The sequence below is a fragment of the Pseudomonas sp. SC3(2021) genome (assembly GCF_019856535.1).
Lineage (GTDB): Bacteria > Pseudomonadota > Gammaproteobacteria > Pseudomonadales > Pseudomonadaceae > Aquipseudomonas > Aquipseudomonas monsensis.
Map to the genome: position 1 here is coordinate 1,970,700 of NZ_CP082236.1, position 12,663 is coordinate 1,983,362.

A 12,663-nucleotide genomic window follows, 5' to 3' on the forward strand; every position below is an offset into this window, starting at 1 on the left:
GCGCCGAACCCTGCTGGGGCACGACTTGCCGGCGTCAGCGAATAGCTTTACAACTAGCCGCACCTTGGCCTGGTTCGTCTGGAAAACCATGAACTCGATCTCCCGTGCCGTACCCGAAGTGGCGCTGCAAGCCATCCGCAAACTGATCACCGAACAGGGTTTCGGTGCGGGCGATGCGTTGCCGTCGCAACGGGACCTGGCCTTGCAGTTGGGCGTCAGCCGGGCTTCATTGCGCGAGGCGCTGTCGTCGCTGAGTGCGCTCGGTGTGGTCAGTATTCAGCCGGGCAAGGGCGTGTTCGTTCAATCGCCGGTGGAATTGCCGCACGGCAGCCAGGCGCCAGGCTGGCCCTTTGCGGCACAGGCTTCGCCGCTGGATATCTTTCAGCTGCGCTATGCGCTGGAAGGGTTTGCCGCCGGGCTGGCGGCGGTCACGCTGAGCACGCTTGATCTGGATGCGCTGGAGGACAACGTTGCCGCGATGCGCGAGCAATTGAAGGCGGGTGATTTCGAAGCGGCGGCGAAACTCGACTTCGACTTCCACCGCCGCATCCTGCTGGCCAGCGGCAACCAGGCGATGCTGAGCATTCTCACCGCCAGCGCCGAAATCTTTCTCGAGAGCCAGAAGCTACCGTTCATCCGCGCCGAACGGGCGATGGAAACCTGGCAGGAACACCGCAAGATCCTCCGCGCCCTGGCCCGCCGGGCGTCCGCTGCCGCCCAGAAAGCCATGCAGGAGCACGTGCGCAACGCAGCCCTGCGCACCGGAATCGCCTTCATTGCCCCCGCCACGGCGTGACTTGAGCTATACCCAGACTCATGGGGCGCCATAGCAAGACTCAATCAACTGCAGCTTCCTGAACAAGGGAAGGGCGGCTATGATGGGCCACGTTTTTTTGCTTACAACCTGGAGAATTCCATGAGCAGCGATTTGATCAAACACGTTAGCGACGCCAGCTTCGAAGCCGACGTACTCAAGGCCGAAGGCGCTGTCCTGGTCGACTACTGGGCTGAATGGTGCGGCCCTTGCAAAATGATCGCTCCGGTTCTGGACGAGATTGCCGAGACTTACAAAGGCAAGCTGACCGTCGCCAAACTGAACATCGACGAAAACCAGGAAACCCCGGCCAAGCACGGCGTGCGTGGTATCCCGACGCTGATGCTGTTCAAGAACGGCAACGTTGAAGCGACCAAAGTCGGCGCCCTGTCGAAGTCGCAACTGGCTGCTTTCCTCGACGCCAACATCTAAGCGTCGCGGTAAATCGCTGAAAAAAAGCCCCGCAAATTGCGGGGCTTTTTGCGTATTCAGGGCTAGACGCTCCGAAACTCAGGTGGTACATTCGGCCCCGCACTGGTTTCTCCACTGCCCCCTGCTAGCCGTCGCCGACGCACTCCTTTTCGAACAAGTTCGCGATCCTGTCGCCTTCTCCGCGGCGCGGCCTCATTAAGCCAAAAGCTTAATTTCCCCCCTCCATAAATGATTACGTCATTCCTATATGAATCTGACTGAACTCAAGCAAAAGCCGATTACCGAACTGCTCGAATTGGCCGAACAGATGGGCATAGAAAATATGGCCCGTTCGCGCAAGCAGGACGTGATTTTCTCCCTGCTGAAAAAGCACGCGAAAAGCGGCGAGGAAATCTCCGGTGATGGCGTGCTGGAGATTCTCCAGGACGGCTTCGGCTTCCTGCGCTCCGCTGACGCTTCCTATCTCGCCGGCCCGGACGATATCTACGTCTCGCCGAGCCAGATCCGCCGTTTCAACTTGCGCACCGGTGACACCATCGTTGGCAAGATCCGCCCTCCGAAGGAAGGCGAGCGGTATTTCGCCCTGCTCAAGGTCGACACGATCAACTTCGATCGTCCAGAGAACGCGAAAAACAAGATTCTCTTCGAGAACCTGACCCCGCTGTTCCCGACCGTGCGCATGAAGATGGAAGCCGGTAACGGTTCCACCGAAGACTTGACCGGTCGTGTGATCGACCTGTGCGCTCCGATCGGTAAAGGCCAGCGTGGTCTGATCGTTGCACCGCCGAAAGCCGGCAAGACGATCATGCTGCAGAACATCGCCGCGAACATCGCCCGTAACAACCCTGAAGTTCACCTGATCGTGCTGTTGATCGACGAACGTCCGGAAGAAGTGACCGAAATGCAGCGCACCGTGCGCGGCGAAGTGGTTGCCTCGACCTTTGACGAGCCGCCGACCCGCCACGTCCAGGTGGCTGAAATGGTGATCGAGAAGGCCAAGCGCCTGGTCGAACACAAGAAGGACGTGGTGATCCTGCTCGACTCCATCACCCGTCTGGCCCGTGCCTACAACACCGTGATCCCGAGCTCCGGCAAGGTCCTGACCGGTGGTGTCGATGCTCACGCCCTGGAGAAGCCAAAGCGTTTCTTCGGTGCTGCGCGCAACATCGAAGAGGGCGGCTCGCTGACCATTATCGCCACCGCGCTGGTTGAAACCGGCTCGAAGATGGACGAAGTGATCTACGAAGAGTTCAAGGGTACCGGCAACATGGAGCTGCCTCTGGATCGCAAGATCGCCGAGAAGCGCGTGTTCCCGGCCATCAACATCAACCGTTCCGGCACCCGCCGCGAAGAGTTGCTGACCGCCGACGACGAACTGCAGCGTATGTGGATCCTGCGCAAGCTGCTGCACCCGATGGACGAAGTGGCTGCCATCGAGTTCCTGGTCGACAAGCTGAAGACGACCAAGACCAACGACGAGTTCTTCTTGTCGATGAAGCGCAAGTAATACTCCAGCTGTTTAAAAAGAAGCGCCCGGAAGGGCGCTTTTTTTTGCCTCAGATTATTTGTATATGGATTGAAATGTACGCGGCTGATAACTTTCGCGCTTTCCAGGAACTTTGTATCCAGAACGAGTAAGGTTTTTCATGCACACGTTTGGCAATCGCCGTGATATCGACGGATTACGGGCACTGGCGGTTATTCCCGTCGTACTGTTTCATTTCGGATTCACTACATTCAGCGGCGGTTTTGTCGGCGTTGATGTGTTCTTCGTCATTTCCGGCTTCCTGATCACCTCGATCCTGTTCCGCGAAATCAGCGCACAGCGTTTCAGTTTTCTCGACTTCTGGGGCCGTCGTGCCCGGCGCATTCTGCCGGCGTTGACTGTGGTTGTGGTGGTGACGCTGGCTTTAGGCTGGCTGTTGCTGACAGCCAAAGACCTGGCTGAACTCGGGCGGACGATTCGTTACCAGTCGCTGTTCATTTCCAACATTCTGTTCATGCGTGAAGACGGCTACTTTGCGCCGGCGTCGGAGCTCAAACCGCTGCTGCATACCTGGTCGCTGGCGGTGGAGGAGCAGTACTACATCTTCTTCCCGTTGATGATGGTGTTGCTGATGCGTTATGTCCGTCATTGGCGCTGGATGCTGTTCGCGGTCCTGCTGGTGTCGTTTGGCCTGAACCTCATTTATATCGAACGCCGGCCTGAATTCGCCTTCTTCGCGCTGCCGACCCGCGCCTGGGAGCTGCTCTGCGGAGCAATGCTGGCGGTGCTGCCCGCGTCGAAACACGTCGCACGGCCGTGGCTGCGCCAGTCGGTGGGCGTGGCCGGACTGGCGGCGGTGCTGCTGGCGATATTCACCTTTGACAAGTCCACGGTGTTCCCGGGCTGGGCGGCATTGCTGCCGGTATTGGGCACTACCGCGTTGATCTGGTCGGGCGCGCAAGGTGCGACGTGGGCCAGCCGTCTGTTGAGTGTCCGCGTTCTGGTGTGGGTCGGCCTGCTGTCCTACTCCCTGTATCTGTGGCACTGGCCGGTTTATGTGTATGCCAATGCAATTTCTATCGACGGCATCCAGCCGCTGGAGGCGCTTGGCTGGATGGCCCTGGCGTTGGCCCTGGCCTGGTTGAGTCTGCGTTATATCGAGCTGCCCTTTCGTGAGAAACGAGTGTTCGCCAAGCGGAATTCCATGTTGGTCGGTGGTTTGCTGTCGATCACCGTGCTGGCGATTACCGGCTCGGTGATTAACTCGTCAGACGGTGTGCCACAGCGTCTGACCGGCAAGGCGCTGGAATACGCGCAATCGCGGGAGTGGAAGGCCGGGCAAGCGGATTGCATGCAGCTGAGCACGGACAAAACGCTGGACAAGGCCTGTCGGTTGGGCGGCGATGAACAGGTCGCTCCGACCAAGATGTTCTGGGGCGACAGTCACACGGCGGCACTGTTGCCGGCCATCGCCGGCACTCTCGGTCGCGACGCGCAGCCGGTCTGGTTGTACAGCCTGACGGCTTGCCCGCCGATTGTCGAAGACCGCCTGCGCCCTCAATGCCAGGACTTCAACAAACGCAACATGGCGCTGGTGCTCAGTCGAGGGATCAAGGATGTCGTACTGGCGGCGAACTGGAGCCTGTACATTTATGGTCGCGAAGATGGCGACGGCGACAGACAGTTTCTGCTTGAGCGCAAGGACAGTCCGGCGCAAGCGGAACAGCGTCTGGCTGCCGGGCTCAAGGCGCAAGTGGCTGAGCTACGCGCGGCTGGTGTGCAAGTCTGGCTGTTCAAGGAAGTGCCGCTGCAGCACAAGAGCTACATCGACCGCCTGACCAGCCTCGCGCGCATCGGGCGCTCGGCGCAAGGGCTCGGTCGCCCGCTCAACGAGCATCTGGCGCGCCAGCGGTTTTTCACCGAGCTGTTCGGCTCGATGAGTGCGGCGGATCCCGGCGTGCATGTTATCGACCCGACCTCGCTGATGTGCAAGGACGGACTCTGCGCCATTGATGTCGATGGCCACTCGCAGTACAAGGATGCCGACCATCTGTCGGACGTGGGCAGTGCCAGACTGAGCCCGCTGTTTGCACCATTGCTGCTGGGTACTAGCCACAATTGAGCGATCCCGGGCACTGACGGGCTGCTGTTTGCCCGTCAGAGCAGGTAGGATGTACGCCTATTTTGAGGGTGCCATCGTCAATGAAATTCAAGGATCTTCGGGATTTCGTGCAGCAGCTTGAGCAGCGCGGAGAGTTGAAACGCATCCAGATTCCCGTCTCGCCGGTGCTGGAGATGACCGAGGTGTGCGACCGCACACTGCGGGCCAAGGGCCCGGCGCTGCTGTTCGAGAAACCCACCGGCTACGACATTCCGGTGCTCGGCAACCTGTTCGGCACCCCCGAGCGGGTCGCCATGGGCATGGGCGCCGAGTCGGTCAGCGAGCTGCGCGAAATCGGCAAGCTGCTGGCCTTCCTCAAGGAGCCGGAGCCGCCGAAGGGCTTGAAGGACGCGTGGTCGAAACTGCCGATCTTCCGCAAGATCATCTCGATGGCGCCGAAAGTCGTCAAAGACGCGGTGTGCCAGGAAGTGGTCATTGAAGGCGACGATGTCGATCTGGCGATGCTGCCGGTGCAGACCTGCTGGCCCGGCGACGTCGGCCCGCTGATCACCTGGGGCCTGACCGTCACCAAAGGCCCGAACAAGGACCGCCAGAACCTCGGTATCTACCGTCAGCAAGTGATCGGCCGCAACAAGGTGATCATGCGCTGGCTCAGCCACCGTGGCGGCGCGCTGGACTTCCGTGAGTGGTGCGAGAAGCATCCGGGCCAGCCGTTCCCGGTGTCCGTGGCCCTCGGTGCCGACCCGGCGACCATCCTCGGTGCCGTAACGCCAGTGCCGGACAGCCTTTCCGAATACGCCTTTGCCGGCCTGCTGCGGGGTAACCGCACCGAACTGGTCAAGTGCCGCGGCAACGACCTGCAAGTCCCGGCCACCGCCGAGATCATCCTCGAAGGCGTGATCCATCCTGGCGAAATGGCCGACGAAGGCCCATACGGCGACCACACCGGCTACTACAACGAAGTCGACAGCTTCCCGGTGTTCACCGTCGAGCGCATCACCCACCGGATCAAACCGATCTACCACAGCACCTACACCGGCCGTCCGCCGGATGAGCCGGCGATCCTTGGCGTGGCGTTGAACGAAGTGTTCGTGCCGATCCTGCAGAAGCAGTTCCCGGAGATCACCGACTTCTACCTGCCGCCGGAAGGCTGCTCGTACCGCATGGCCGTGGTGACGATGAAGAAGTCGTATCCGGGGCATGCCAAGCGCGTGATGCTCGGTGTCTGGTCGTTTTTGCGACAGTTCATGTACACCAAGTTCGTTATCGTCACTGACGACGATATCAACGCCCGGGACTGGAACGACGTGATCTGGGCCATCACCACGCGCATGGACCCCAAGCGCGACACGGTGATGATCGACAACACGCCGATCGACTACCTCGACTTTGCCTCGCCGGTCTCCGGCCTGGGCTCGAAAATGGGCCTGGATGCCACCCACAAGTGGCCGGGCGAAACCACCCGCGAGTGGGGCCGCGTGATCGTCAAGGACGATGCCGTCACCCAGCGGATCGATGCCATCTGGAATCAGTTAGGAATAGATTGATGCGTGTAACCCTGCAGCCCTCCGGAGCGGTGCTTGAGATACAGCCCGGTGAGCGGATTCTCGACGGTGCGCGGCGCCTGGGCTACGACTGCCCGCAAAGCTGCCGCAACGGCAACTGCCACGTGTGTGCGGCGTTGCTGGTCGAAGGCCGGGTCGAACAGGCCGGCAAGGTGCACGACCACGGCGAGTTCTACACTTGCATAGCCGAGCCGCTGGAAGACTGCATCCTGTTGTGGGATGGCGTGCTGGCGTTGGGAGAACTGCCGGTGCGCAGCCTGTCGTGTCAGGTCATCGAATGCCGGGACGTTGGCGGTGACACCTGGCGTGTACGCTTGCGGGCGCCGGCCGGTAAACCGCCGCGCTATCACGCCGGACAGTACCTGATGATCGAGCGCGAGAGCGGCGAGAAGTCGGCGTTCTCCATGGCCTCGGCGCCGCACGGCGGGCGTGATCTGGAAATCCACGTGCTGGCGCGTGAAGCCAGTGCGCTGAGCCTGATCGAACAGTTGCAACGCAACCCGCTGGTGCGCGTCGAACTGCCGTTTGGCGACACTCACCTCGCCGAATTGCCTGACGGGCCGTTGGTGCTGATCGCCGCCGGTACCGGCATGGGCCAGATTCACAGCCTGATCGAACACTGCCGCGCCAACGGCTTCAAACACCCGGTGCATCTGTACTGGGGGGTGCGTCGTCCGGAAGATTTCTACGACATCGAGCATTGGGACGAATGGCTGAAACTGCCCAATCTGTTCCTGCACAAAGTCGTCAGCGACCAGTGCGGTTGGGAAGGGCGCTGCGGGATGTTGCACCAGGCCGTGTGTGAAGACTTCGCGGATCTGAAGCCGCTGCACGTCTACGCCAGCGGCTCGCCGGCGATGGTCTACGGTACGCTGGATGCGCTGGTGGAAGCCGGGATGGATGCACACCAGATGCGCGCGGACGTGTTTGCCTATGCGCCGCGCTCTTGAGCCGCGCGAATTGAGCTTCGCGAATTGAGCCGCACGAGCGTTGAGCCCAATCCCTAGAAACGTACGCCGGTCGTCACCATCGCCGCGTTGGCGCCGAGAAACACCAGCTCGGCCGCCAGCGGGCCGTAGTGAGTACCGACGGACGGAATGACTACCGGCGCCACGCCGAAGCGGTTCAACGGGATCTTGTCCTTGTAATCACCGCGATAACCCTGCAACAGGCCGCCGGTGACTTTCAGATACACCGGATACTCCCGGCTGTCATAGCGCTTGCCGACATAGGCATAGTTCGAGCGCTGACTGAATGAGTTGCGAAAAGTTGCCCCGCCCAATACCCAGCCGGAAGCCTGATTGCGTTCGATGCCGATCAAGTCCTGATGATTATTGTGTTCAGGGTCGGGCGAGTAATGGCGGGTATAGACACTGGTTTGTGCGTACCAGAAGCCATCGTCTTTTTGTGAATCATTGGTGGCCAGAGCCTGGCCGGTCTGAAGCAATAACAATGCGGCCAAAAGCCTGGGTGCGTTCATGTTGCAGCCTCGGTTAAACGGGATGGCTTGCGCCAGAAGAAGGCCGTTATACGTAGGCGTTCAGCGACTGGAAAGACATAAAGTCCGACATTCTAGTAGGAAAATTCCTGCGTTTTCTTGAACCGTTCCTGAACAAGGGAAGGCTTATGCATATTTCATTCGGGTATTTAAGATATTCCTGCAATGGTATTAGGCTATATAAAAGCCGTTAACCGGGACCGCTAATCTCGATTTAACGCTATTGAGCCAGTCATACATCCTTTAGCACTTTTCGTTTTACAGTTACTGCTATATGTTCTATCCAGCGAATTGTGCTTACATCTTGTAATACTTGCGGGGCCGAACATTTCCGTCATGACAGCCATTGAATCTGCTTTTGTGAATCTGGCTTACCCTCCGCGGCTCGATCTGGGGCCGCAGCTGACCCACGAACAACTTCTCGTCTCGATGCAATCGACCATGGCGCGCCACAAGGGCGGGCCGGTTTGGCTGTTCGCTTACGGGTCGCTGATCTGGCGTCCGGAATGTACGGCAGTGGAGCGGGTGCGCGGGCGAGTCCATGGCTACCACCGCGGTTTGTACCTGTGGTCGCATGAGCATCGCGGTACGCCGGAAATGCCCGGGCTGGTGTTCGGTCTGGATCGCGGCGGTTCGTGCAGCGGCTTCGCCTATCGGTTGCCGGAAGAGAACCTCGACAGTGCGCTTTATGCGCTGTGGAAACGCGAGATGCCGTTCCCGTCCTATCGCCCGCACTGGCTCAACTGCCGGCTCGAAGATGGCAGTCAGGTTCAGGCGTTGGGGTTTGTGCTGGAGCGACACCTGCCCAGCTACGCCGGCAACCTGCCGGATCACGTGCTGAGTCAGGTGTTCGCAAGCGCTTGCGGGCGCTACGGTACCACTCGCGATTATGTCGAGCAGACCGCCCACGCCCTGCGCAGCCACGCCATGCCGGACCGGAATCTGGAGGCGCGGCTCAAGCGCTGTAAATCACAAAGCGATCAAGCGACGGCTTCGCGGCTCTGACTGGCGACTTGCTTGTGCCATAGCGTCGGGGCCAGGAAGGCCATCGACAGCAGGCAAGCGCCCACCAGCAGCACAAAACCACCGTCCCAGCCGAAGTGGTCAACGGTGTAGCCCATCGCCGCACTGGCGGCGACCGAACCACCCAAGTAACCGAACAGACCGGTGAAGCCCGCAGCAGTGCCGGCGGCTTTCTTCGGCGCCAGTTCCAGCGCCTGCAGACCGATCAGCATCACCGGTCCGTAGATCAGGAAGCCGATCGAGAACAGCGCGATCATGTCCACGGTCGGGTTGCCGGCCGGGTTCAGCCAGTACACCAGCGTTGCGACGGTCACCAGCGCCATGAACACCATGCCGGTCAGGCCACGGTTGCCACGGAAGATCTTGTCCGACATCCAGCCGCACAGCAGCGTGCCCGGAATACCCGCCCACTCGTAGAAGAAATAGGCCCACGAGGTTTTATCCACGGTGAAACCCTTGGCTTCCTTGAGGTAGGTCGGCGCCCAGTCCAGCACGCCGTAGCGCAGCAGGTAGACGAAGACGTTGGCCAGGGCGATGTACCAGAGCATTTTGTTGCGCAGCACGTATTTGACGAAGATTTCCTTGGCGCTGAATTCGTCTTCGTGGCTGGCGTCGTAGCCTTCCGGGTAATCGTTCTTGTACTTCTCGATCGGCGGCAGGCCGACCGATTGCGGGGTGTCGCGCATGGTGATGAAGGCAAACACCGCCACGCCCAGCGCCACGGCTGCGGGCACGTAGAACGCTGCGTGCCAGTCGTTGAACAGGCCCATGCCGAGCAGGAACAGCGGACCGATCAGGCCACCGCCGACGTTATGCGCCACGTTCCACACCGAGACCACGCCGCCGCGTTCCTTCTGCGACCACCAGTGCACCATTGTGCGTCCACTCGGTGGCCAGCCCATGCCCTGGGCCCAGCCGTTGATGAACAGCAGGATGAACATCATGGTCACGCTGGACGTCGCCCATGGCGCGAAACCGAAAATGAACATCACCCCGGCCGATACCAGCAGGCCGAACGGCAGGAAGTAACGCGGATTGGAACGGTCGGAGACCAGGCCCATCAGGAACTTGGACAGGCCGTAGGCAATGGCGATGGCCGACATTGCCAGACCCAGATCGCCACGGCTGTAGCCTTCGTCGATCAGGTACGGCATGGCCAGGGAGAAGTTTTTGCGCAGCAGGTAGTAACCCGCGTAACCGAAGAAGATACCGGCGAAGATCTGCCAGCGCAGGCGTCGGTAGGTGCTGTCTATTTTTTCTTCAGGCAATGGAGCCTGATGGGCGGCAGGACGAAAGAAAGCAAACATTCAAGAGCTCCAGATTTCTTGTTTTGACTGCGGATGCGAATGTTACAGTTTCGTTACCGAAAATAGCACCGGTTCGCATTGGCAAAACAGCGGAAATGTTGGAAATCGCACTTTCCTTTATGAACCTGTCGCTCAGCTGTAAGAACAGGGCGTTTTCACCACTTCTGAAGATCGGGTGGCTTAGACTCGCGGCCAGTTCAACCGATTGATCAGCCGAGATAAGCAATGCCACTGAAGGTTCGCAGATTGATGCCGAGATTTTTGGTGGCAGCGGGTCTTGCCGTTGTATTACTGACATTGATCATCACCGATCATCCGACTCATTCCGGTCTGCGCAACGCCACGGTGCTGATCATTCGGCATGCGGAAAAACCGGCCGAGGGATCGGCGCTCAATGCCCGAGGCGAACAGCGTGCGGCCGCCTACGTCGACTATTTCAATCCGCTGAAACTCGACGGCCAGACGCTCACCCCCCAGCGTCTGATCGCTGCCGGCGACGTCCCGGAGAGTTCACGTTCGCGTCTGACCCTGACCCCGCTGGCCCAGCGTCTGAACCTTGCGATTGAGCAACCCTACGTCAATGGCGATCTTCATCAACTGGTCAAACTGTTGCGCAAAAGCAATCAGGCGCAAACGGTGTTGATCGCCTGGCATCACGGCCACATCAACAAACTGCTCAAGGCCTTTGGTGGCGACCCCACAGCGCTGATGGGCCAGGAAAAATGGCCGGATGATGTGTTCGATTGGCTGATCGTCCTGCGCTTCGATGAGAACGGGCGGCTCATCCCGTCCCGTAGCGAGAAGGTGCAGGAGCAGCTGTTGCCGGGCGACGCGGCATCATCGCCCGGCGGCTGAGAAACGCTGCGGTTTCAGCGCACCTGCACCACCACCTTGCCCACAGCCTTGCGCTGCCCCAGATCATTGATCGCCTGCGCCGCGTTGCTCAGCGGATACACCTGCGACACCAGCGGTTTCAGCTTGCCCTCGGCGAACCAGCCGAACAGTTGCTGGAAGTTCGCCGCGTTATCCTGCGGCTGGCGCTGGGCGAAGGAGCCCCAGAACACGCCGACCACTGCCGCACCCTTGAGCAGCGCGAGGTTGACCGGGAACTCGGGGATGCGTCCGCTGGCGAAGCCGACCACCAGCAGCCGGCCGTTCCAGGCGATGGCGCGGATGGCTTGATCGAACAGGTCACCGCCCACCGGGTCGTAGATCACGTCGGCACCCTGGCCGTCAGTGAGGCGTTTGATTTCGTCCTTGAGGCTGGTTTCGCTGTAATTGATCAGCTCATCGGCACCGGCAGCCTTGGCCACGGCGAGTTTCTCCGCGCTGCTGGCGGCAGCGATGACGCGGGCACCCATGGCTTTGCCGATTTCCACCGCCGCCAGCCCCACACCGCCAGACGCACCCAGCACCAGCAGGGTTTCGCCCGGTTGCAGGTTCGCCCGTTGTTTAAGGGCGTGCATCGAGGTGCCGTAGGTCATGCTGAACGCGGCGGCGGTGTTGAAATCCATCGACGGCGGGATCGGCAGGACGTTGTAGCCCGGCACCGCGACCTGTTCGGCAAAGCTGCCCCAACCGGTCAAAGCCATGACCCGGTCGCCGACCTTCAAATGGCCGACCTTTTCGCCCACGGCGCTGACCACGCCGGCCGCTTCACCGCCCGGCGAGAACGGGAAGGGCGGCTTGAACTGGTACTTGCCCTCGATGATCAGCGTGTCCGGGAAGTTGACCCCGGCGGCGTGCACCTCCAGCAGGATTTCGTTCTTCTTCAGGGCAGGACTGGCGACGTCTTCCAGCACCAGCGATTCGGCAGGGCCGAAGGCTTTGCACAGCACGGCTTTCATCAGGGCTATTCCTTTGGGAGTGATGGCCGATAAGTGTAGGTGTGTCAGTCAACGGGTCAACGAGCATGCCCGACCCTGATAGTCAGCCATAAGCTTGTGCTTGCGCGGCGGGTCGTTATGCTAGGCCGCAAACCGGATAAGGAGCGAATTGTGAAAGCGTGGATCATGTTGTTGCTGGCCCTGTCTCTGCCTGTGGCAGCGCTGGCCGAAGAAGCCAAAGAAGGCGAGGCGCCGAAGGTCAACTACATCACCCTGAGCCCGCCGTTCGTGGGCAACTACGGGCTGGACGGCACGCCGAAGCTGAAGGTCTACAAGGCCGACGTGGCATTGCGCGTGACCGGTGAAGAGGCGACCAAACTGGTCAAGGCCAACGAGCCGCTGATCCGCAATCAACTGGTGGCGCTGTTTACCCAGCAGACCAGCGAGGCGATGAGCAGCATCGAAGGCAAGGAAAAACTGCGTCAGGAAGCCCTGAAGCAGACTCAGCAAGTGATGAACGACGAAACCGGCAAGCCGGTGGTTGAAGACCTGTTGTTCAACAACCTGATCATTCAGTAATCACGCTGGCG

The 12,663-nt window shown here is 60.2% G+C and carries 12 protein-coding genes; 9 read left to right on the forward strand and 3 right to left on the reverse strand.

Annotation, left to right across the window (positions count from 1 at the left end; translation table 11 throughout):
* Positions 1-88: 88 nt before the first annotated feature.
* The 6 genes from K5Y35_RS08690 to K5Y35_RS08715 all read left to right on the forward strand — a co-directional run bounded on the left by K5Y35_RS08690 (position 89) and on the right by K5Y35_RS08715 (position 7,369).
* Positions 89-796, forward strand: coding sequence for a FadR/GntR family transcriptional regulator (locus tag K5Y35_RS08690; RefSeq protein ID WP_123469725.1), 708 nt, complete (start codon positions 89-91; stop codon positions 794-796).
* A gap of 120 nt (positions 797-916) precedes the next feature.
* Positions 917-1,246: a thioredoxin TrxA gene (gene trxA / locus K5Y35_RS08695; protein ID WP_003206727.1), complete on the forward strand. Its 330-nt coding sequence runs from the start codon at positions 917-919 to the stop codon at positions 1,244-1,246.
* Positions 1,247-1,493: 247 nt separating this feature from the next.
* Positions 1,494-2,753, forward strand: a complete 1,260-nt coding sequence (rho, locus tag K5Y35_RS08700; RefSeq protein ID WP_003229334.1) for a transcription termination factor Rho — start codon at positions 1,494-1,496, stop codon at positions 2,751-2,753.
* A gap of 139 nt (positions 2,754-2,892) precedes the next feature.
* Positions 2,893-4,854: an acyltransferase family protein gene (locus K5Y35_RS08705; protein WP_186744066.1), complete on the forward strand. Its 1,962-nt coding sequence runs from the start codon at positions 2,893-2,895 to the stop codon at positions 4,852-4,854.
* Positions 4,855-4,934: 80 nt separating this feature from the next.
* Positions 4,935-6,401, forward strand: a complete 1,467-nt coding sequence (gene ubiD / locus K5Y35_RS08710) for a 4-hydroxy-3-polyprenylbenzoate decarboxylase (protein WP_003229330.1) — start codon at positions 4,935-4,937, stop codon at positions 6,399-6,401.
* A complete protein-coding gene (locus tag K5Y35_RS08715; protein ID WP_123469722.1) occupies positions 6,401-7,369 on the forward strand; it encodes a CDP-6-deoxy-delta-3,4-glucoseen reductase in 969 nt (322 codons plus the stop codon). Before ubiD ends, K5Y35_RS08715 begins: the two co-directional genes overlap by 1 nt.
* Positions 7,370-7,422: 53 nt before the next feature.
* Here K5Y35_RS08715 and K5Y35_RS08720 read toward each other — a convergent pair whose 3' ends face one another.
* The gene (locus tag K5Y35_RS08720; protein WP_261991389.1) at positions 7,423-7,899 is read right to left on the reverse strand and encodes a sn-glycerol-3-phosphate transporter; all 477 of its coding nucleotides are present in this window, start codon (positions 7,897-7,899) and stop codon (positions 7,423-7,425) included.
* A 354-nt stretch (positions 7,900-8,253) separates the two neighbouring features.
* Here K5Y35_RS08720 and K5Y35_RS08725 point away from each other — a divergent pair, with 354 nt between their 5' ends.
* Positions 8,254-8,922 (forward strand): gamma-glutamylcyclotransferase, encoded by a 669-nt coding sequence (locus tag K5Y35_RS08725; protein WP_123469719.1) that lies wholly within the window; start codon positions 8,254-8,256, stop codon positions 8,920-8,922.
* Here K5Y35_RS08725 and glpT read toward each other — a convergent pair.
* The gene (gene glpT / locus K5Y35_RS08730) at positions 8,898-10,247 is read right to left on the reverse strand and encodes a glycerol-3-phosphate transporter (protein ID WP_122596666.1); all 1,350 of its coding nucleotides are present in this window, start codon (positions 10,245-10,247) and stop codon (positions 8,898-8,900) included. The two genes, K5Y35_RS08725 and glpT, sit on opposite strands and share 25 nt — an antisense overlap.
* 225 nt (positions 10,248-10,472) lie before the next feature.
* Between glpT and K5Y35_RS08735 the strand changes: the two genes are divergently transcribed.
* A complete protein-coding gene (locus tag K5Y35_RS08735) occupies positions 10,473-11,102 on the forward strand; it encodes a flagellar basal body-associated protein FliL (protein WP_222834080.1) in 630 nt (209 codons plus the stop codon).
* A gap of 14 nt (positions 11,103-11,116) precedes the next feature.
* Here the strand turns inward: K5Y35_RS08735 and K5Y35_RS08740 are convergent, their stop codons facing one another.
* Positions 11,117-12,094: an NADPH:quinone oxidoreductase family protein gene (locus tag K5Y35_RS08740; RefSeq protein WP_123469716.1), complete on the reverse strand. Its 978-nt coding sequence runs from the start codon at positions 12,092-12,094 to the stop codon at positions 11,117-11,119.
* Positions 12,095-12,244: 150 nt separating this feature from the next.
* Between K5Y35_RS08740 and K5Y35_RS08745 the strand changes: the two genes are divergently transcribed.
* On the forward strand, positions 12,245-12,652 hold the full coding sequence (locus tag K5Y35_RS08745; RefSeq protein ID WP_177490592.1) for a flagellar basal body-associated protein FliL: 408 nt from the start codon (positions 12,245-12,247) through the stop codon (positions 12,650-12,652).
* Positions 12,653-12,663: the final 11 nt, after the last annotated feature.